The organism is Clostridium sp. AM43-3BH (genome assembly GCF_003479985.1).
GTDB lineage: Bacteria > Bacillota > Clostridia > Lachnospirales > Lachnospiraceae > Otoolea > Otoolea fessa.
In genome coordinates this window covers 22130-44730 of the sequence record NZ_QUIH01000006.1, presented here as the reverse complement: position 1 = coordinate 44730, position 22601 = coordinate 22130, and the positions used below count along the sequence as shown (strand labels likewise).

Sequence of the window (22601 nt, the reverse complement as noted above, 5' to 3'; positions counted from 1 at the left end):
CGTGTGATATGCATATGATAGTTGATACATGTGGGATGATGAATTCTAATTAGATTCAAATAAATAGATGTGAGGGCAATCATGGTAGAAAAACAGCTGGGGTATAAATACCAGGTATATAATGAGATAAAAAAGGGGATCATGACGGGGATTTATCCGCCGGGATCTGTGATGAATGAGAGAAAACTGTCAGAAGAACTTGGAATCAGCCGTACACCGATTCGTGAGGGGATGCAGATGCTCGCCAGAGATGGCTGGCTTCAGATGGAAACCTATAAGGGAACGGTGGTACGGGAGTTTGACCCGCATTATATGTGGGAGCTGACCCGTGTCAGAAGCGCGCTGGAGTTATCTGCGATCGAGGACGCTGCGAAAAATATCACAGAGAATGATCTGAAATGTCTGGAAGAGATTCAGGAGAAACAGAAGGAAGTCCTGGAACATTATGATATAACGAGATTTATTCAGCTGGATCGAGAGTTTCATACCTATATCTATCAGATGAGCCAGAACAGGGAGCTTTTAAAATTGCTGAGCAATTACTATGACATGTTCCGTTTTATGGGAATGCAGGCGGTGATGGGGACGGATAAACGGCGCCAGACAACGATCGATGAACACCAGGGAATTTTAGATGCATTGAAACAGAAAAATGTGGAAGCGGCAGTTCAGGCGATGAAAATCCATATGGAGGAGACAGAGAAAAATATCAACCAGAATCATGCAATGGAGCGGAATGCCAGATAAAATTGGAAGATCATCCAAAAAAGGACAGCGGTTTTTGTGAAAAGAGTAAATTGACGATAAAAGAGGAGGGTGTTATTATTCTAATAAATGGTATACCAAATACCGAATACCAAATATCGCAAAAAATTGGAGGTTAGGTATGAGAGTTGCGATGATTCAGATGGATATGCAGTTGGGAAAGCCGGAGGCGAATTTTGAGAAAGCAGAAAAGCTGGTCCGGGTGGCTGCAGAGCTGAAACCGGATGTGATTACACTTCCGGAGACATGGAACACCGGATTTTTTCCGAGAGAAAATCTGAAAGAGGCATCGGATGTAGATCTGGAACAGACCAAAAAGCTGTTTTCCAGATTGGCGAAAGAATACCGTGTCAATATAATTGCCGGTTCCGTGGCAAATTGCCGGGATGAGAAGATTTATAATACAGCCGCTGTCTTTAACCGGGACGGCGAAGTGGTGATGGAATATGACAAGGTGCATCTGTTCAGCCCGTCCGGCGAACATGAGTATTTTGAACATGGAAAAAACATCTGCAATTTTGAATTGGATGGAATCCCGTGCAGTCTGGTAATTTGTTATGATATCCGGTTCCCGGAACTGATTCGTTCCGAGATGCTTGCGGGTTCAAAAGTCCAGTTTGTGGTAGCACAGTGGCCGGATACGAGACTTCTTCACTGGGATACCTTGAACAGGGCGAGGGCAATTGAAAGTCAGAGCTTTTTATGCTGTACTAATTCGGTCGGAACGGCTGGAAATACAAAGTGCGGCGGACATTCTGCCGTCTATGGACCGATGGGAGAGTGCTTGGTGCTGGGCGGAGAAGCGGAACAGATACTGATGGCAGATATGGAGATTGGAGCAGTCGATGGGGTCAGAGATTCGATCAATGTTTATCGGGATCGGCTGCCGGAAGTATATAAGATATAAAAGAGGGAATGGAATAAGGAGGAAACAGGATGGATACAATGTGTTTTACGGTTCAGGGAAAGAACGGAGAAAAGCCGCTGGAGCTGAATTATGAGAGGGTGTTTGCCATTGGATATGCAGGCAGAAACATTGAAAAGACGATGGAGCATATCAAAGAACTGGAACGGGAATTAGGCGTTCCGGCACCGAAGAAAATACCGACCATTTTCCAGTGTGGCAATTACGTTTTAACACAGGAAAAGAAACTGGCGTTTGTGGGCGAAAAGACCTGTGGAGAAGTCGAGTATGTGATTGTCATTAAAGATAAGACGATTTACATCGGATTGGGAAGCGACCACACAGACCGGGAGCTTGAGGCAGCCAGTGTTCCAAAAGCGAAACAGATTTGTGCGAAGCCGATTTGCGATACCGTTTGGGAGTACGAGGATGTCAAGGATCACTGGGATGAGATAGAGCTTCATTCCTGGCAGACGTTGGACGGAACGGAAGTTTTATATCAGGAGGGAACGTTGGCAGATATTCTCCCAGTGGAGACCATTTTAAAAGAACTGGACGAGCGGGTTGGCGGAATTGATAATTGTGTGATCTTTTCCGGAACGGTGCCGGTCAAGGATGGATTCCGTTTCGGCAGTAAATTCCGCTATGAGATGGAAGATAAAAAGCTGAACCGGAAGTTATCGTCGGAGTATGAAGTGGATGTCATCAGCGAGGAGGAACGGTAATGAAAAAAGGTTGGGCAGGGACGTTCGCGGCACTTGTCTTGGGAGCAACGGTGTTGACCGGCTGCGGCGGTACATCAGACAGCGGACATATCAAGTTGAAAATAGCGACAGTTGGAAATGAGAAGCACCAGTCAACGATGGCGGCAGCGGCATTTCAGGAAAAGCTGGAGGAACTGGCAGGTGATCGGTTCGAAGTGACGATTTACCCGAGCGCGCAGCTGGGCGGTGAGCGCGAAATGGCGGAAGGCGTCAAGATTGGTTCGATAGAGCTTGCGATTGTAACAACGGATGGCGCGCTTCCAAGCTTCGTGCCAGAGACGCAGGTTCTGGCAATCCCGTATCTCTTTGCGGATAAGCAGGAAGCATACTATGTCCTGGATAATACGCTGCAGAAAGAACTGGAACCGAAGTTTGAGGCACAGGGCTTTAAACACCTGGGTTTCTGTGAGTTAGGCTTCCGTCATTTTACGAATAATAAAAAAGAAGTGACCAAGGCATCCGACATGAAGGGATTATCGATCCGTGTACAGGAGTCGCCGATCTGGTTCTCATTGGCAGATCACCTTGGATTTATTGCGACGCCGATCGCATTTAACGAGCTTTATACTGCTCTTCAGCAGGGAACTGTAGATGGTCAGGAAAATCCGATCGCGTCTATTTCCAGTTCTGCGTTTGATGAAGTGCAGAAATATATGGTTCTGGATGGTCACACATATGCGCCGGAAAGCATGATCATGAACCTTGACTTTTATAATAAACTGACCGATGAAGATCGCGCTTGGATCGATGAGGCGGCTGAATACGCAAAAGATACACAGCGTCAGGAAGTAACGGACATGGAAGAAGAGATGCTTGCGTCGATTGAAGCGAACGGCGTAAAGGTATGCAAGGATCCGGATTTACAGTCCTTCCAGGATGCAACGGCCAGCCTGTATCAGGAACCGGCTGTAACGGCACTGGTTCCGCCGGAATTGACGGAAAAGGTAAAACAGGCGGTTGAAGAGTATAGAAATACGCATGGGAAAGAATAGGGGGATGGGAAATGTCTGGTCTGGTCGATAAGATTACAAAAGCTGTCATGGGAATCAGCGCGATTGTGGTATTTGTCATTACCTTTTTGCAGGTTTTATGCCGCTTTGTTTTAAAATCTCCGCTTCCGTGGAGTACGGATATCCTGCGTCTGGCATTTACCTATCTGGTATTCTGGGGCGCTGCGTGGTGTGTGCGGGAAAAGGAACACCTGAACGTGGATGTTCTGCTGATGTCGTTTCCAGTTAAAATCCGCAAGGTGGTGGAACTGGGAATTGACCTGGTATTGTCTCTCTTTTTCATTTTTATGATTGTATTTGGAATTAAATTCTGTGCGTTTGGATGGACGCAGACAACTTCCTATCTGCCGATTCCAATGAGTGTTTACTATGCAAGTATTCCAAGTGCCGGAGCGATTATGCTGTTCTATATGATTAAAAATATGGCAGAGCAGCTGAAAAAGAATGATTAGGAGGGAAAGGTATGATTTATATTGTCTTATTATTTGTCTTGTTTTTAATAGGAATTCCGATCTGCTTTTCACTCGGAATGGTATCGGTGGCTGGAATTATCCAGGGAGGAACCCCGTTAATTGTTGTTATCCAGAGAATGTTCACCGGTGCTGACAGCACGGCGCTGATTGCGATTCCGCTGTTTATCCTTGCCGGAGGTCTGATGGTTCAGGGCGGTATTTCCAGAAGAATCGTCGATTTTGCCGATGCGCTGATCGGACATTTTCCAAGTGGTCTGGCACTGGTAAGTATTCTGGCGTGTATGTTCTTTGCGGCGATCACAGGTTCTGCGATCGCGGCAACCGCAGCGATCGGCGGCATTATGATTCCGATCATGCGTGAGAAAAACTATGAAGATACGTTTTCGGCTCCGTTAATCGCCTGCGGCGGTTCGATTGGACCGATCATTCCTCCGAGTATTCCACTTCTGCTATACGGAACGATGGCAGGTGTGAGCGTTGGTAAATTGTTTATCGGTGGATTTATCCCGGGCATTATCATGGGACTCGGACTGATGATTTACAGTTATTATGTAGGAAAAAAGAGACATTATGTAGGACGTGAGAAAAAGGCGAGCCGTGAGGAGAGAATCCGTACCGGAAAAGATGCCCTTCTTGCCCTGATTATGCCGATTATCATCATTGGAGGTATCTTATCTGGTATTTTTACGGCAACTGAGTCCGGCGCTATCGCGTGTGCATATGCGATCATCATCGGCGGTTTTGTTTACCGGGAGTTAAAGCCGTCCAAGATGTTTGACCTCTTTGTGGACTGTGCAAAATCAACGGGACAGGTTTTAATCGTTGTGTCCTGTGCGAGTCTGTTTACCTGGGTTATCACGGTTGCACAGGTTCCGCAGACCGTCAGCGCCCTGCTGTCCAGCACGGTCAGCAACAAATATGTATTGTTGATGATCATCAATGTGATTCTGTTAATTGCAGGCACCTTCATCGATACGACAAGCGCGCTGGTTATCTTTACCCCACTCTTCCTGCCGCTTGTTAAGGCAATGGGAATTGACCTGATCCATTTTGGCCTGGTCATGGCAGTCAACCTGACAATCGGTATGTGTACGCCTCCGTTGGGTGTGTGCCTGTTTGTATCGGGTTCAATTGCCAAGGTAAGCTTGAAAGACCAGATGCGAGATTTGCTGCCTATGTTAGCAGTTCTCCTGGTTGTCCTTTTAGTAATTACCTATATTCCACAGACCGTTACATTTTTACCGAATTTATTTGCATAAAATTTCTATAAAAAATCGGACGCCGCTATCATCTGGGGAGCGGCGTCTGTTGTCTGTCCGGATTCTGGCGTTTCTTGAGAAAACTTTTTCATAATCATTCCAAATTTATTCCAAATCTATCAAAAAAACCACTTGACACCCATCAAATCCCATGCTAAGATGGAGAATGCACTATTGTGGAAAACTGTGTTTTCCGGGTATTCGTATGCCCAAATGACAGTGCAGCTCCGTCAGCATGAAACAAGGCTGGTTCGGAGATGGAAAAATGCAAACCATAGAGATAGAAAGAAAACAGGGGTGAAACATCGAATGGAGAAAAGCAGGATGCGTCCGGTAAAAACCGGTAAAGGTGTAAGGATGACCTTCTCAAGACAAAAAGAAGTTCTGGAAATGCCGAATTTGATTGAGATTCAGAAAAACTCGTATCAGTGGTTCCTGGATGAGGGACTGAAAGAAGTGTTTGCTGATATCTCCCCGATCACGGATTTCGCAGGTCACTTGAGTCTGGAATTTGTGGATTTTACACTGTGTAAAAACGATATCAAATATACGATCGAAGAGTGCAAAGAGCGCGATGCGACCTATGCAGCTCCTCTGAAGGTAAAGGTAAGACTTTGCAATAAAGATAAAGATGAGATCAATGAACATGAGATTTTCATGGGTGATCTTCCACTTATGACCGACACCGGCTCCTTCGTTATCAACGGAGCGGAGCGAGTTATCGTCAGCCAGCTTGTTCGTTCCCCTGGTATTTATTATGGAATCGCGCACGATAAGATCGGTACAGAGTTATACAGCTGCACCGTTATCCCGAACCGGGGTGCCTGGCTGGAGTATGAGACAGATTCCAACGACATTTTCTACGTGCGTGTAGACCGGACCAGAAAAGTTCCTGTTACTGTTCTGATCCGTGCTCTTGGTTACGGTACTAACGCCGAGATCATTGACCTGTTCGGCGATGAGCTGAAACTGGAGAAGAGCTTCGAGAAGGATCCGTCCAACAACTACCAGGATGGTCTTCTGGAATTATATAAGAAGATTCGTCCGGGTGAGCCGCTTTCCGTAGACAGCGCAGAGAGCCTGTTAAACAGCATGTTCTTCGATCCGCGCCGCTACGATCTGGCAAAGGTGGGTCGTTATAAATTCAATAAAAAGCTTCACTTTAAGAACCGTATCGTAGGTCACGTTCTGGCTGAGGATGTGGTTGATACAACTACCGGAGAGATTCTGGCGGAGCAGGGAACAAAGGTCACCAAGGAACTTGCTACTGACATCCAGAACGCAGGCGTTCCGTTTGTATGGATTCAGGGTGAGAAGAAGAATCACAAGGTTCTTTCTAACATGATGGTAGATCTGGGCGCTTATGTGAATTTCGATCCGGAAGAAGTAGGCGTCACAGAGTTAGTATTCTATCCGGTTCTCCAGGGTATTCTGGAAGAAAATGCCGGCGCTTCTGATGAGGAGTTAAAAGAGATTATCCGCAGAGATATCCATGACCTGATTCCGAAGCACATTACGAAGGAAGATATCATCGCTTCCATCAACTACAACATGCATCTGGAAGGCGGCATCGGCAATCCAGATGATATCGACCATCTGGGCAACCGTCGTATCCGTGCGGTCGGCGAGCTGCTTCAGAACCAGTACCGTATCGGTCTGTCCCGTATGGAGCGTGTGGTACGTGAGCGTATGACAACACAGGACATGGAAGGTGTTTCTGCCCAGTCCCTGATCAATATTAAGCCGGTTACAGCAGCAGTCAAGGAGTTCTTCGGAAGTTCCCAGCTGTCCCAGTTCATGGATCAGAACAACCCGCTGTCCGAGCTGACCCATAAGAGACGTCTTTCCGCCCTGGGTCCTGGCGGTCTGTCAAGGGACCGTGCCGGATTCGAGGTACGAGATGTACACTACACACACTATGGCCGTATGTGCCCGATCGAGACACCTGAGGGACCGAACATCGGTCTGATCAACTCCCTGGCATCTTACGCACGTGTCAATGAGTACGGTTTCATCGAAGCTCCGTACCGTGTAGTAGATAAAACCGATCCGTCCAACCCGGTTGTTACGGATGAGGTTGTATACCTGACAGCAGACGAGGAAGATAACTTCGTTGTTGCACAGGCAAACGAGCAGTTAGACGAAGAAGGACACTTCGTCCACAATAACGTATCTGGTCGTTTCCGTGAGGAGACCTCCGAGTTCCAGAAGAAGAAAATCGACCTGATGGACGTATCCCCGAAGATGGTATTCTCCGTAGCTACTTCCATGATTCCGTTCCTGCAGAACGACGATGCGAACCGTGCTCTGATGGGATCGAACATGCAGCGTCAGGCGGTACCGCTTCTGACCACCGAGAGAGCCGTTGTCGATACCGGTATTTCCGCGAAGGCAGCTGTTGACTCCGGTGTGTGTGTCGTTGCAAAGAATGCCGGTGTGGTTGAGCGCTCCGCTTCCAACGAGATCATCATCAAGAGAGATTCCGATGGAAACCGCGATGTATACCATCTGACAAAATTCAAGAGAAGTAACCAGTCCAACTGCTACAATCAGAAACCGATTGTATACAAGAATGACCATGTCGAAGCTGGCGAGGTTATCGCAGATGGTCCGTCCACCTGCAACGGTGAGATCGGTCTGGGCAAAAACCCGCTGATCGGCTTCATGACCTGGGAAGGCTACAACTACGAGGATGCCGTTCTTCTGTCTGAGCGTCTGGTTCAGGAGGATGTATATACCTCCGTCCATATCGAGGAATACGAGGCAGAAGCACGTGATACCAAGCTGGGACCGGAAGAGATCACAAGAGATGTTCCGGGTGTCGGCGAGGATGCACTGAAAGATCTGGACGAGCGCGGTATCATCCGCATCGGTGCAGAGGTTCGTGCCGGTGATATCCTGGTAGGTAAGGTTACTCCGAAGGGAGAGACCGAGCTGACCGCAGAAGAGCGCCTGTTACGTGCGATCTTCGGTGAGAAGGCAAGAGAGGTTCGTGATACCTCCCTGAAAGTACCGCATGGTGCATACGGTATCATCATTGATGCGAAGGTATTTACAAGAGAGAACGGCGACGAGCTGGCTCCGGGTGTAAATAAGACCGTTCGTATCTACATTGCACAGAAGAGAAAGATTTCCGTCGGCGATAAGATGGCTGGTCGTCATGGTAACAAGGGTGTCGTTTCCCGTGTGCTTCCGGTTGAGGATATGCCGTTCCTTCCGAATGGCCGTCCGCTCGACATCGTACTGAACCCACTGGGCGTACCGTCCCGTATGAATATCGGACAGGTCCTGGAGATTCATTTAAGCCTTGCTGCCAAAGCACTTGGTTTTGATGTATCCACCCCGATTTTCGACGGTGCAGACGAGAAAGATATTCAGAACACTCTGGAGATGGCAAATGACTATGTCAACACCTCCTGGGAAGAGTTCGAAGCAAAATATAAAGATATTGTAGATCCGGAAGTTATGGAGTATCTGGGTACCCATCTGGAGCACAGAAAACTCTGGAAGGGCGTTCCGATCGGACGCGATGGTAAAGTCCGCCTGAGAGATGGACGTACCGGCGAATACTTCGACAGCCCGGTTACAATCGGACACATGCATTACCTGAAACTGCATCATCTGGTTGATGATAAGATTCATGCACGCTCCACAGGTCCTTACTCCCTCGTTACACAGCAGCCGCTGGGTGGTAAAGCTCAGTTCGGTGGCCAGCGTTTCGGAGAGATGGAGGTTTGGGCACTGGAGGCGTATGGCGCATCCTATACGCTGCAGGAGATCCTGACCGTGAAGTCCGATGATGTGGTAGGTCGTGTGAAGACATACGAGGCAATCATCAAGGGCGAGAATATTCCGGAGCCGGGTATTCCGGAGTCCTTCAAGGTACTCTTAAAAGAGCTTCAGTCCCTGGGTCTGGATGTCAGAGTTCTGGCAGAAGACGGTTCCGAGATCGAGCTCAAGGAGAACATCGACGAAGGCGATACCGATCTTCGTTCCGTCATCGAGGGTGACAGCAAGCGTTACTCTCAGAATGAGTCCTTCGGCAACTACGGTTACCAGGAGCAGGAATTTAAAGATGGTGAGCTGACCGATGTAGAGCATGATGAGTATACAGCAGAGGCAGACGGCTATACAGACGATGACTATGCAGACGTTTCCGATGATAATGGATCTGACGACGAAGAATAATCGATAGGAGGGAGTACCGCTCATGCCAGAGACAAATGAAACATATCAACCATTGACATTTGACGCAATCAAGATCGGTTTGGCATCCCCTGAAAAGATTCTGGAGTGGTCTCACGGCGAGGTTAAAAAGCCGGAGACCATCAACTACAGAACATTAAAGCCGGAGAAAGACGGCCTGTTCTGTGAGAGAATCTTTGGACCGAGCAAGGACTGGGAGTGCCACTGTGGTAAATATAAAAAAATCAGATATAAAGGTGTTATCTGTGACCGCTGCGGCGTTGAGGTTACAAAAGCCAGCGTCCGCCGTGAGCGCATGGGTCATATCGAGCTTGCAGCTCCGGTTTCCCACATCTGGTATTTCAAGGGAATTCCGAGCCGCATGGGTCTGATTCTGGACATTTCTCCGAGAACTCTGGAGAAGGTTCTGTACTTCGCTTCCTATATCGTGCTGGATCCGGGACAGACCGGACTGCAGATGAAGCAGGTTCTGTCTGAGAAGGAGTACCGTGACGAGATCGAGAAATACGGTTACGGTTCTTTCCGTGTCGGCATGGGTGCCGAGGCGATTCAGGAGCTTTTAAAGGCGATCGACCTGGAGAAGGATTCTGAGGATCTGAGAAACCAGTTACAGGATGCAACCGGACAGAAGCGTGCCCGCATCATCAAGCGTCTGGAAGTCGTAGAGGCATTCAGAAATTCCGGCAACAAACCGGAGTGGATGATCATGACCGTTGTCCCGGTTATCCCGCCGGATATCCGTCCGATGGTACAGCTGGATGGCGGACGTTTCGCAACTTCCGACTTAAACGACCTGTACCGCCGTATTATCAACCGTAACAACCGTCTGGCAAGACTTCTGGAGCTCGGCGCACCGGATATCATCGTGCGCAACGAGAAACGTATGCTTCAGGAGGCAGTTGACGCCCTGATCGACAATGGCCGCCGCGGTCGTCCGGTTACCGGTCCTGGCAACCGTGCCCTCAAGTCCCTTTCCGATATGTTAAAGGGTAAACAGGGACGTTTCCGTCAGAACCTGCTGGGTAAACGAGTTGACTATTCCGGACGTTCTGTTATCGTCGTAGGACCGGAGTTAAAGATTTACCAGTGCGGTCTGCCGAAAGAGATGGCGATCGAGCTGTTTAAACCGTTCGTTATGAAAGAGTTGGTTTCCAACGGAACCGCTCATAACATTAAAAATGCAAAGAAGATGGTAGAGCGCCTTCAGCCGGAGGTTTGGGACGTTCTCGAGGATGTAATCAAAGAGCATCCGGTTATGTTAAACCGTGCTCCTACACTGCATCGTCTGGGTATCCAGGCATTCGAGCCGATTCTGGTAGAAGGTAAGGCAATCAAGCTGCATCCGCTTGTTTGTACCGCATTCAACGCCGATTTCGATGGCGACCAGATGGCGGTACATCTTCCGCTTTCCGTGGAGGCACAGGCAGAGTGCCGTTTCCTGCTGCTTTCTCCGAATAACCTGTTAAAACCGTCCGATGGTGGTCCGGTAGCCGTTCCTTCTCAGGATATGGTACTTGGTATTTACTATCTGACCCAGGAACGTCCGGGCGCCAAGGGCGAGGGCATGGCATTCAAGAGCATCAACGAGGCGATTCTTGCATACGAGAACAAGGTTGTTACCCTGCATTCCCGTGTCAAAGTAAGAGTAACCCGCACGATGCCGGATGGCACAACGAAGACTGGTATCATCGAGTCTACCGTTGGACGTTTCATCTTCAACGAGATCATCCCGCAGGATCTGGGCTTCGTAGACCGTTCCCAGAAAGAGAACGAGCTGAAACTGGAAGTTGACTTCCACGTAGGCAAGAAGCAGTTAAAGCAGATTCTGGAGAAGGTTATCAATGTCCATGGTGCAACCCAGACAGCGATCACCCTGGATGATATCAAGGCGATTGGCTACAAGTTCTCTACACGTGCAGCCATGACCGTATCGATTTCCGATATGACCGTACCGGCAAGCAAGCCGAAGCTGATTGCTGACGCGCAGGCAACGGTTGACCATATCGCAAAGAACTTCCGCCGTGGTCTTATCACAGAGGAAGAGCGTTACAAAGAAGTTATCGAGACCTGGAAGGCAACCGATGATCAGCTGACTCACGACCTGCTGACAGGACTTGACAAATATAACAACATCTTCATGATGGCTGACTCCGGTGCGCGAGGATCGGATAAGCAGATTAAACAGCTTGCTGGTATGCGAGGACTGATGGCAGATACGACCGGTCATACGATTGAACTTCCTATCAAGTCCAACTTCCGTGAGGGTCTGGACGTACTGGAGTACTTCATCTCCGCACACGGAGCTCGAAAAGGTATGTCCGATACGGCTCTGCGTACTGCCGACTCTGGTTACCTGACCAGACGTCTGGTAGACGTATCCCAGGATCTGATCGTCCGCGAGGAGGACTGCTGCTGGGATAAGCCGGAGATTCCGTATATGGAGATCAAGGCATTCATGGATGGTCAGGAGACCATCGAGACATTGCAGGAGCGTATCACAGGACGTTTCATCGCTGAGACAATCACAGACCCGGATACAGGTGAAGTGGTGATTGAGAAGAATCATATGTGTACGCCGAAGCGTGCAGCGGCTGTTATGGCAGCATTGAAGAAACAGGGCAGAGATTCCATCAAGATCCGTACCGTCCTGACCTGTAAATCCCATATCGGTGTGTGTGCGAAGTGCTACGGTGCCAACATGGCAACCGGTCAGCCGGTCCAGGTCGGTGAGGCAGTCGGCATCATCGCGGCACAGTCTATCGGTGAGCCTGGTACACAGCTGACCATGCGTACGTTCCACTCGGGCGGCGTTGCCGGTGGCGATATCACACAGGGTCTTCCGCGTGTCGAGGAGCTTTTCGAGGCACGTAAGCCGAAGGGACTTGCTATCATCGCTGAGTTCGGCGGTGTGGCAACCATCAAAGATACCAAGAAGAAACGTGAGATCATTATCACGGATAATGAGACGGGCAATTCCAAGACATACCTGATTCCTTACGGCTCCCGTATCAAGATTCAGGACGGCGCGGTTCTGGAGGCTGGTGACGAGCTGACCGAAGGTAGCGTGAACCCGCACGATATTCTGAAGATCAAGGGCGTTCGCGCCGTACAGGATTACATGATCCAGGAAGTACAGCGTGTATACCGCTTACAGGGTGTAGAAATCAACGATAAGCATATCGAGATGATCGTACACCAGATGTTAAAGAAGATTAAGATTGAGGAAAGTGGAGATTCCGACGTACTGCCGGGCGTATCCATGGATGTACTCGATTTCAACGAGATGAACGAGGCGCTGGAAGCCGAGGGCAAAGAGCCGGCGATCGGACGTCAGGTTATGCTGGGTATCACCAAGGCATCTCTGGCAACCGACTCCTTCTTATCCGCTGCATCCTTCCAGGAGACAACCAAGGTTCTGACCGAGGCTGCCATCAACGGAAAGGTAGATAAGCTGATTGGTCTGAAGGAGAACGTTCTGATTGGTAAGCTGATTCCGGCTGGTACCGGTATGAAGCGTTACCGCTCTATCAAGCTGAACACTGATGTTGAGGAAGAGGATGATATCGATCTGGCAGAGGACGACTTCAACGAGCCGGCTGAACTGGACGAGGCAGACAAGATTGTACTCAACGAGGATGAGCTGAGTGAAGAATAATTAAAAATGAAAAACGGAATCGTTTTTTGGAGATCGCCGCAGAGATGCGGCGGTCTTTTTTTGTGCCAATGATGCGCACTCGCGCGAAGCTGTAGGTTGTCGCAAGCGACCGCGCGAGACGCCCGAATGTGCCAAGGCACATTCGTTCCTGCCATATCATAGACAGAAAACCGTAAGAAATAGAAGCGCGGGATTGGTTGAATCGAAGGGGAAAATCCGTTATACTTATAAAGGAAATGTTTAAAATCCAAAGTAATGTGATTGAATTGTATGAATTTAAAAAACAAATTTAACGATTTTAGACTTTCAAAACAGAAACAATTATTTAAAAAATAGAGACATTGGAAGGAGATTATATAGATGAAGAGACACAATCGGCTCAAAAAACATACACTGGGACTGGCGGCGGCTCTGCTGGTGACAGCCGGTATGTCGCAGATCGCGCTGGCAGGTGACTCGGTGTATGTCAATACGTCTTCCCTGCGCTACCGGACATCGGCGCAGATCAAGGACAATAATATCGCGGGCAATCTGTCCTACGGTCAGAAGCTGGAGCGCGTGGGAACCAGCGGGCAGTGGACGATGATTCTTTTGAATGGAAAGAAGTATTACGTTTCATCCGCCTATGTGACAAGCAAAAAACCGGCATCCGCAGGTGCTGTCCAGACAACCAGCCAGACAGCAGCGGGAGCGCAGACATCCGGCGGCACGGAGATCGCACTTTCTTCTAATTATAAATACGCAAATTATTCAAAGATCAACAGCGGAACTGCGACCCTGTACCGCTCGACTGCTTCCAACAAGAAAAATAAAGTGGTCTGCGTCAATGCCGGACATGGAACAAACGGTGGCGGAAGCGTCAAGACCCAGTGTCATCCGGATGGAAGTGCGAAAGTAACCGGCGGCACAACCGGAGCCGGTGCTACCTCAGCAGTGGCAGTTTCCAGCGGTATGACCTTTGCAGATGGAACAGCAGAGAGCAAGGTAACACTTGCTATGGCAAAGGTGCTTAAGACAAAACTTCTGAATGCAGGCTATGATGTACTGATGATCCGTGAATCAGATGATGTACAGCTGGATAATATAGCCCGTACGGTCATTGCGAATAACAACGCGGACTGTCATATAGCCTTGCACTGGGATTCAACCAGCAGCAACAAGGGTGCCTTTTTCATGAGCGTTCCAAGCAATGCAACCTACCGTGCGATGGAGCCGGTTGCCTCTCATTGGAAGCAGCACAACCAACTGGGCGAGTCGCTGATCAGCGGCTTAAAGAGCGCGGGTGTGAAGATTTATTCCAAAGGCAGCATGGAGATGGATTTGACCCAGACTTCCTATTCAACGATTCCGAGTGTGGATATTGAGCTGGGAGATAAGGCGTCCGATCATTCGGGTGCGACGCTTGAGACGCTGGCGAACGGACTGCTGGCTGGCGTGAATACGTTCTTCGGACAGTAAAAACTGAAAGGAGGAAAGCATATGGGATTGGTGGCGTTTATTATGGCATATGCATTATTTGCGTTTATCTTTTATATTCTGCAGGTAATTGCATACTGGAAGATTTTTACAAAAGCCGGGGAAGAAGGATGGAAATCCATCATTCCAATTTACAATGGCTATGTACAGTACCGGCTGACATGGGATGTGCAGTATTTCTGGGTGGCACTGGGACTGGCGGTCGGCGGAGGTATTTTAAATTCCTTCGGCGGAATCGTGGGAGTTATCGGTTCGCTTGCGCTTCTGGGAACAGCACTCATGAATGTGGTGGCACTCTATAAGCTGGCGTGTGCCTATGGTCACGGGATAGGATTTACGATTGGTTTATTTTTCCTGAATCCGCTTTTTATGCTGATTCTTGGTTTTGGTGATTCGGAGTACATGGGACCGCAGGAGTAGCGGAAATGAAGTTCCGGGATATTTAAGATATTTTCCAGAAAAAAAGAGTCAGATGAGACAATAGAGGGTTTTGCACTGTACCTGGCTACAGCACAAAACCCTTGTTACTGCTCACAGGTAGGCACTTTTGGAACCGAAAATGCCGTAAGAAAACGTGGTGGCAGCAGGAATTTGCCGTATTTAAATGCGAAGCCACGGCAAATTCCGTTACTGGGCACGTATGCGTGAACAGTAACAAACCCTTTATTTTACGGGAAAAATTTGCATTTTATACCTTGACAGTGCAACTCAAACTAGCTATAATAAGTAAGCGTGCAAAATTCAAGGAATTTCTGCGCGGAAATACAAGCTTAAAAAAGCAACCACAGACAATATCACAGGAGGTGAAAAGGATGCCTACATTTAACCAGTTAGTAAGAAAGGGAAGACAGACATCTGAAAAGAAATCAACAGCTCCGGCTCTGCAGAAGGGATACAACTCTTTACAGAAGAAAGCTATCAACGTTTCTGCACCGCAGAAGAGAGGCGTGTGTACAGCCGTTAAGACTGCAACACCTAAAAAGCCTAACTCTGCTCTTAGAAAAATCGCCAGAGTTCGTCTTTCCAACGGTATCGAAGTAACAAGCTACATCCCGGGTGAGGGACACAACTTACAGGAGCACAGCGTTGTTCTGATTCGTGGTGGTCGTGTAAAAGACTTACCAGGTACCAGATACCACATCATCAGAGGTACTCTTGATACTGCAGGCGTAGCCAACAGAAAACAGGCGCGTTCCAAATACGGCGCTAAGAGACCGAAAGACAAGAAATAATTTTAATTAGGTAGAAGTTCTATTAGATTTAGAATGAATGTGCCGGACTTTGATATTGATCCTGTAGGTTGCAGGGAATCATAGAACCGCGCACGAGACGCAGGTTGAACTTAGAGAGAACCTGCCGAGTAGGAAGAGAGGAAGCACCATGCTCAATGTCGCGCTGAAAGACGCGCTCGTTTCGCAGGTGCGCTTTCACACTAAGCTCGTGAGGAACCTCGCTAAGTGTTCAATGCGAGTACCTAAGATCTAATGAATGGCTCCCGCGGCTCCCCGCCGGAGCAGATATTAAGGAGGGAAGTAACGTGCCACGTAAAGGACATACTCAGAAAAGAGACGTATTAGCGGATCCGCTGTACAACAACAAGGTTGTTACTAAATTAATCAACAACATCATGCTGGACGGCAAAAAGGGCGTTGCTCAGAAGATCGTATACGGCGCGTTTGATCGTGTCGCTGCAGAATCCGGTAAGGAAGCTGTAGAGGTTTTCGAAGAGGCAATGAACAACATCATGCCGGTTCTGGAAGTTAAGGCAAAACGTATCGGTGGTGCTACCTATCAGGTACCGATCGAGGTTAAGCCGGAAAGAAGACAGGCTCTTGCACTTCGCTGGATCACTCTGTACTCCCGTAAGAGAGGCGAGAAGACTCAGGAAGAGAGACTGGCAAAAGAGATTCTGGATGCAGCTAACAACACTGGTGCATCTGTGAAGAAGAAAGAAGATATGCATAAGATGGCAGAGGCTAACAAGGCATTTGCTCATTACAGATTCTAATAGGAGGAAAAAGCTTTGGCTGGAAGAGAATATCCGTTAGAGAGAACCAGAAATATTGGTATTATGGCTCATATCGATGCTGGTAAGACTACCACTACTGAGCGTATTCTGTATTATACTGGTGTTAACTATAAGATCGGTGATACTCATGAAGGTACTGCTACCATGGACTGGATGGCTCAGGAGCAGGAGAGAGGTATTACCATCACTTCTGCAGCGACAACCTGTCACTGGACTCTGCAGGAAAACTGCAAACCGAAACCAGGCGCTCTGGAGCATCGTATCAACATCATCGATACTCCAGGACACGTTGACTTCACGGTTGAGGTTGAGCGTTCCCTGCGTGTACTGGACGGTGCTGTAGGTGTATTCTGTGCTAAGGGTGGTGTAGAGCCGCAGTCTGAGAACGTATGGCGTCAGGCTGATACCTACAATGTACCGCGTATGGCATTCATCAACAAGATGGATATCCTGGGTGCAAACTTCTATGGCTGTGTAGAGCAGATCAAGACCAGACTTGGTAAGAATGCTATCTGTTTACAGCTTCCGATCGGCAAGGAAGATGATTTCAAGGGAATTATCGACCTGTTCGAGATGAAAGCATACATCTACAATGATGATAAGGGTGAGGACATTAGCATCCTTGATATCCCGGAGGATATGAAGGATGACGCTGAGCTTTACCACACCGAGCTGGTAGAGAAGATCTGCGAGCTGGACGACGATCTGATGATGGCTTACCTTGAGGGTGAAGAGCCGTCTGTAGATGAGTTAAAGAAAGTATTAAGAAAAGCAACCTGCGAGTGTCAGGCAATCCCGGTATGCTGTGGTACTGCATACAGAAATAAGGGTGTTCAGAAGCTCCTGGATGCAATCATCGAGTTCATGCCGTCTCCGCTTGACATCCCGCCGATCAAGGGTGTTGACCTGGATGGCAACGAGACTGTAAGACATTCTTCCGACGAAGAGCCGTTCTCCGCTCTTGTATTCAAGATCATGACCGACCCGTTCGTAGGTAAGCTGGCTTACTTCCGTGTGTACTCAGGTGTTATGAACTCCGGTTCATATGTACTGAATGCAACAAAGGACAAAAAAGAGCGTGTTGGACGTATCCTTCAGATGCATGCCAACAAGCGTCACGAGCTGGAAAAGGTTTACTCCGGTGATATCGCAGCAGCGATCGGATTCAAGTTCTCCACCACAGGTGATACTATCTGTGATGAGCAGCATCCGGTAATCCTGGAGTCCATGGAGTTCCCGGAGCCGGTTATCGACATCGCTATCGAGCCGAAGACCAAAGCTGGTCAGGACAAGATGGGCGAGGCTCTTGCAAAACTGGCAGAGGAGGATCCGACCTTCCGTGCTTATACAAACAAAGAGACTGGTCAGACAATCATCGCTGGTATGGGCGAGCTCCATCTGGAGATTATCGTAGACCGTCTGCTTCGTGAGTTCCACGTTGAAGCTAACGTAGGTGCTCCGCAGGTAGCTTACAAAGAGACCTTCACAAAGGCTGTAGATGTAGACAGCAAGTATGCAAAACAGTCTGGTGGTCGTGGTCAGTACGGTCACTGTAAGGTACACTTCACTCCGATGGATCCGAACGGCGAAGAGACCTTCAAGTTTGAGTCCAGCGTTGTCGGCGGTGCTATCCCGAAAGAGTACATCCCGGCTGTAGGCGAAGGTATCGAAGAGGCTGCTAAGGCAGGTATCCTCGGCGGATTCCCGGTACTCGGCGTTCACGCTGACGTATACGATGGTTCCTACCATGAGGTCGACTCTTCTGAGATGGCTTTCCATATCGCAGGTTCCATGGCATTCAAGGATGCTATGCGTAAAGGTAACCCGGTACTGCTTGAGCCGATCATGAAGGTTGAGGTAACCATGCCGGAAGAGTATATGGGTGATATCATCGGTGATATCAATTCTCGTCGTGGTCGTATCGAGGGTATGGAAGACATCGGCGGCGGCAAGCTGGTTAAGGCTTATGTTCCGCTGGCAGAGATGTTCGGTTATTCTACCGACCTTCGTTCCAGAACTCAGGGACGTGGTAACTACTCCATGTTCTTTGAGAAATATGAGCAGGTTCCGAAGAGCGTTCAGGAGAAAGTTCTTGCTGGAAAAGCTGAGAAATAATTAAAAATGTAACTATATTGCCTTTTCCGGGCAGATAACTGCCCGGAAAAGCAATATTAGGCTTGAAAAAACGGCTCTAATCGAATATAATTAGAGTCAGCCTAACATAAATTGAGATACCCGTATTGGGTGTAAATTAAGGAGGACGTCTTAAAATGGCAAAAGCAAAGTTTGAAAGAACTAAACCGCATTGTAACATTGGTACTATCGGACACGTAGACCATGGTAAAACAACCCTGACAGCAGCTATCACAAAAGTTCTGGCTGCAAGAGTAGCTGGTAACACAGCTGAGAACTTCGAGGATATCGATAAAGCTCCGGAAGAGAGAGAGCGTGGTATTACTATCTCTACTGCACACGTTGAGTATCAGACAGAGAAGAGACATTACGCACACGTTGACTGCCCAGGACATGCTGACTACGTTAAGAACATGATCACTGGTGCTGCTCAGATGGATGGCGCTATTCTGGTTGTAGCTGCTACCGATGGTGTTATGGCTCAGACAAGAGAGCACATCCTGCTTTCCCGTCAGGTAGGCGTACCGTACATCGTAGTATTCATGAACAAGTGCGATATGGTAGACGATCCGGAGCTGCTTGAGCTGGTTGAGATGGAGATCAGAGACCTGCTGAACGAGTACGAGTTCCCGGGCGATGACACACCGATCATCCAGGGTTCTGCTCTGAAGGCTCTTGAAGATCCGAACGGCGAGTGGGGCGACAAGATCATGGAGCTCATGGACGCTGTAGATTCCTACATTCCGGATCCGGTACGTGCTACTGATAAGCCGTTCCTGATGCCAATCGAGGACGTATTCACCATCACAGGTCGTGGTACTGTTGCTACCGGCCGTGTTGAGCGTGGTACTCTGAAACTGAACGATGAGGTTGAGATCGTTGGTATTCACGAGGAGACTCGTAAGACTGTTGTAACTGGTATCGAGATGTTCCGTAAGCTGCTTGATCAGGCTGAGGCTGGTGATAACATCGGTGCTCTGCTTCGTGGTGTTCAGAGAACTGACATCCAGCGTGGTCAGTGTCTGGTTAAACCGGGCTCTGTAAAATGCCATAAGAAATTTACTGCTCAGGTTTACGTTCTGACAAAAGACGAGGGTGGTCGTCATACTCCGTTCTTCAACAACTATCGTCCGCAGTTCTACTTCAGAACCACTGACGTAACAGGCGTTTGTGAGTTACCGGCTGGTACCGAGATGTGTATGCCGGGCGACAACGTAGAGATGACTGTAGAGCTGATTCATCCGGTAGCTATGGAGCAGGGTCTTCGTTTCGCTATCCGTGAGGGCGGCCGTACAGTAGGATCTGGTAGAGTTGCTACTATCATCGAGTAATCAATGAATTAAACAAAGGTGCTTCTTGTATGCGCAGCAGGCAAGAAGATGTACCGTATATATATTATAAAGTCGCTTCCAGGAAGCGCATTGTGTCCAGACGTAAGAGATACCCCGGAACCGTAAGGTTTCCGGGGTTTTTCTGTTGTTTCATAGGAAATTGCGTTCTATGAAACAACAAACGCTCCGCGAGGATGCGTACTCGCGCGAAGCAGAAACATGTCGCAAGCGACCGCGCGAGATGCCCGAATGTGTCAAGGTACATTCTTTTTCACAGAATTTCAGCCTTTTACGCATTGTCGGTTGCCAGAAGTCCGGCGGCACGCAGGTTGGCAAGAAGTTCATTGAAGCGTTCAACGACATCTTCAGCACTTGTTGCATCTGCGACGGGAGCAGCGGCGGTAACGGTGGCGGCGGGACCGGTAGGACCTGTAGCGCCGGTAGGACCCGTTGCGCCGGTAGCTCCTGTAGCGCCGACAGCTCCTGCAGCGCCGGTAGGACCTGTAGCGCCAGTCGGACCCGCAGCGCCGGTAGCTCCTGTAGCGCCAGTTGGGCCGGTAGCGCCGTCAGCCCCGGTCGGCCCAGTCGGACCCGCAGCCCCGTCAGCGCCAGCCGGCCCAGTCGGACCCGTAGCGCCCGCAGCCCCGTCAGCGCCAGCCGGCCCAGCCGGACCCGCAGCGCCGGTAGCGCCGGTCGGCCCAGTCGGACCAACAGCCCCGGTAGTGCCGGTCGGCCCAGCTGGACCCGCAGGACCGGTAGCGCCGGTCGGCCCGGTCGGACCAGTCGGCCCAGCCGGACCCGTAGCGCCGTCCAGTCCATCGAGTCCGGCAGCACCAGTGGGACCGACAGGTCCGATCGGTCCGGGGCAGCCGCGTGGTCCTATGGGACCGGGACGACAGCAGTTGTAGGGTTCAAAAGAACCGGGACAGCCGCGATCGCGTCCGCAGCGCCCATAGCCGTTATTTTCATAGTCACTATCATCAAAATAGTAGGGAAAATTACATGAATGACGAAACATAAAAAACTCCTTTCCAGATTTAGGACATCCATCCTGATGTAGTATATGTGTGCGATGAAAGAGATGTGCATTAGCAGAAAAGGGCTGGGAAATTGAGGGCTGGGAACTGTGGAATATTATAAGTGTGGAAGACGGTAAGAATGAATGTAGGAAGTGTGGATGCCGCTGGATGGAACGACTCCCAGTCCGCTGCTCAGACCACTGCAGAGGTCGGAGAGAATGTCACAAGATAGGTAATCCGTTTGTTTTATGGTTTGAGGATATGGTTTGAAAGTATTCTTCATTTGTCAAAACCGCCGGAGAATCCGGGCGGATTTTTTTTGTTTCCTTATGATAATATAGTGCCTTATCATAGTTTCCCATTCGATCATAGCAGACGCAGAGCTGGATTAAAGGAATGAAATCATAGTAATCGGCTTCGATAAAGGCATTTGGATGATATTCTGGTCGGTCTTTGAGGGCAAGCTGGTACCAGAAAACAGCCTGGGAAATTTCTCCGAGGGAAAGTTTCAACCGTCCGATCTCACAGCAAGTTTTAGCACGTGGGCGGTCGTAGAGAAAACTCTGGAACAGGGAAAGCTGACTGGCAGCTATATTTCTGAGTATTTCATGGCAGCGCGCCAGAAGCAGACAGGCGTCCGCCTTATTTTCATACCACCCGTCCGGTTCGTTTAGGAAATGTTCCAGAACCGGGCGGGCTTTTTCGTATTGTTTGTGGTCGATGAGTTCGCGGGCGTAGTAGTATTGATGGCGCGGATCGAGCAGTTCGCCGTCTGCAAGCATTGTTTCATAGATTTTCAGGTTCCGGTCAGAATGGGTGAAAGCGGAAGCAGGCTTCCGGTGTTCGATCTGAATAGGAGAATAGAGAATTCTGCCGCGTGGCGCGATGGCTTCGTGGACGCGTCCTTTCCAGCGAAAATGCCGGTCCGTTCGCAGAATCCGTTCGCGATCGTAGGTAAATGCAGGTGTGCTGTCCGGCTGGAATCCAGCGATGTATTTCATCATGACAACGTCGGGCTGCGGGGATTTGCTTAAAGTTTCTTTCAACTTTAAAATCGCTGTAATCGATTCTGCGGGAACGACATCGTCGGCGTCGAGCCACATCCAGTATTCGGTTGTGACCTTTTCACAGATGAAATTGCGCGCGGCGGCGAAATCATCGTTCCACGGGTAGTGATAAATATGTTTGGTGTATTGCCGGGCGATTTCTACAGTTCGATCGGTGGAACCGGTGTCGGCGACGAGGATTTCATCCGCAAATTGTATGGCAGATGCTAAAACACGCGTCAAAACGGCTTCTTCATTTTTGACGATCATACATAGGCTGAGGCGGATCATGGGATCTCCAAAATCAATATCAAATTGATATTAAAATATGAAAGAAGTTTTTTGATGTGTACAGACATTATATATATAATTATATAAGGATAAACAGGAGAAAAGTAACGTTCTATTATTTTGCGGGTACTTTTGTAACTGTTCACAGGTAGGAATTTTCTGAACTGAAAATTCCGTACGATACAGTTTCGGCAGCAGATTTTGCCGATTTGGAATGCGTAGCATCGGCAAAATCCCGTT

Annotated in this window: 16 protein-coding genes; 14 read left to right on the top strand and 2 right to left on the bottom strand. The window is 48.9% G+C overall.

Going from position 1 to position 22601, the window contains the following annotated elements; translation table 11 throughout:
* Positions 1-81 precede the first annotated feature (81 nt).
* The 14 genes from DW931_RS10485 (at position 82) to tuf (ending at position 20005) form a co-directional block, all read left to right on the top strand.
* Positions 82-747, top strand: a complete 666-nt coding sequence (locus tag DW931_RS10485) for a GntR family transcriptional regulator (protein ID WP_118482412.1) — start codon at positions 82-84, stop codon at positions 745-747.
* A 139-nt stretch (positions 748-886) separates the two neighbouring features.
* On the top strand, positions 887-1672 hold the full coding sequence (locus DW931_RS10480; RefSeq protein ID WP_118482413.1) for a carbon-nitrogen family hydrolase: 786 nt from the start codon (positions 887-889) through the stop codon (positions 1670-1672).
* A 29-nt stretch (positions 1673-1701) separates the two neighbouring features.
* Positions 1702-2394: a DUF2848 family protein gene (locus tag DW931_RS10475; RefSeq protein WP_118482414.1), complete on the top strand. Its 693-nt coding sequence runs from the start codon at positions 1702-1704 to the stop codon at positions 2392-2394.
* Complete coding sequence (gene dctP, locus DW931_RS10470; protein ID WP_118482415.1) at positions 2394-3425, top strand: TRAP transporter substrate-binding protein DctP; 1032 nt, start codon at positions 2394-2396, stop codon at positions 3423-3425. Before DW931_RS10475 ends, dctP begins: the two co-directional genes overlap by 1 nt.
* Before the next feature lie 11 nt (positions 3426-3436).
* On the top strand, positions 3437-3895 hold the full coding sequence (locus DW931_RS10465; RefSeq protein ID WP_118469151.1) for a TRAP transporter small permease: 459 nt from the start codon (positions 3437-3439) through the stop codon (positions 3893-3895).
* 11 nt (positions 3896-3906) lie between these two features.
* Positions 3907-5175, top strand: a complete 1269-nt coding sequence (locus DW931_RS10460; RefSeq protein WP_118482416.1) for a TRAP transporter large permease — start codon at positions 3907-3909, stop codon at positions 5173-5175.
* A gap of 309 nt (positions 5176-5484) precedes the next feature.
* Positions 5485-9363, top strand: a complete 3879-nt coding sequence (locus DW931_RS10455; RefSeq protein WP_107000677.1) for a DNA-directed RNA polymerase subunit beta — start codon at positions 5485-5487, stop codon at positions 9361-9363.
* Between the two features lie 22 nt (positions 9364-9385).
* On the top strand, positions 9386-13036 hold the full coding sequence (gene rpoC, locus DW931_RS10450) for a DNA-directed RNA polymerase subunit beta' (RefSeq protein ID WP_107000676.1): 3651 nt from the start codon (positions 9386-9388) through the stop codon (positions 13034-13036).
* 360 nt (positions 13037-13396) lie between these two features.
* On the top strand, positions 13397-14494 hold the full coding sequence (locus DW931_RS10445) for an N-acetylmuramoyl-L-alanine amidase (protein WP_118469146.1): 1098 nt from the start codon (positions 13397-13399) through the stop codon (positions 14492-14494).
* Between the two features lie 21 nt (positions 14495-14515).
* Positions 14516-14932, top strand: a complete 417-nt coding sequence (locus DW931_RS10440; RefSeq protein WP_022358471.1) for a DUF5684 domain-containing protein — start codon at positions 14516-14518, stop codon at positions 14930-14932.
* 392 nt (positions 14933-15324) lie between these two features.
* Complete coding sequence (rpsL, locus tag DW931_RS10435; RefSeq protein ID WP_022358472.1) at positions 15325-15744, top strand: 30S ribosomal protein S12; 420 nt, start codon at positions 15325-15327, stop codon at positions 15742-15744.
* 305 nt (positions 15745-16049) lie between these two features.
* Entirely contained in the window at positions 16050-16520 is a 471-nt protein-coding gene (gene rpsG / locus DW931_RS10430) for a 30S ribosomal protein S7 (RefSeq protein ID WP_022358473.1), read from the top strand.
* Positions 16521-16535: 15 nt separating this feature from the next.
* On the top strand, positions 16536-18656 hold the full coding sequence (fusA, locus tag DW931_RS10425; RefSeq protein WP_107000673.1) for an elongation factor G: 2121 nt from the start codon (positions 16536-16538) through the stop codon (positions 18654-18656).
* 155 nt (positions 18657-18811) lie between these two features.
* Positions 18812-20005 carry an elongation factor Tu gene (gene tuf / locus DW931_RS10420; protein ID WP_107000672.1) on the top strand — a complete coding sequence of 398 codons (1194 nt, stop codon included), beginning with the start codon at positions 18812-18814 and terminating at the stop codon, positions 20003-20005.
* A 289-nt stretch (positions 20006-20294) separates the two neighbouring features.
* Here the strand turns inward: tuf and DW931_RS15770 are convergent, their stop codons facing one another.
* Both DW931_RS15770 and DW931_RS10405 read right to left on the bottom strand, forming a co-directional pair.
* A complete protein-coding gene (locus tag DW931_RS15770) occupies positions 20295-21023 on the bottom strand; it encodes a hypothetical protein (RefSeq protein WP_147353111.1) in 729 nt (242 codons plus the stop codon).
* A 222-nt stretch (positions 21024-21245) separates the two neighbouring features.
* A complete protein-coding gene (locus tag DW931_RS10405; RefSeq protein ID WP_347559442.1) occupies positions 21246-22340 on the bottom strand; it encodes a glycosyltransferase family 2 protein in 1095 nt (364 codons plus the stop codon).
* Positions 22341-22601: the final 261 nt, after the last annotated feature.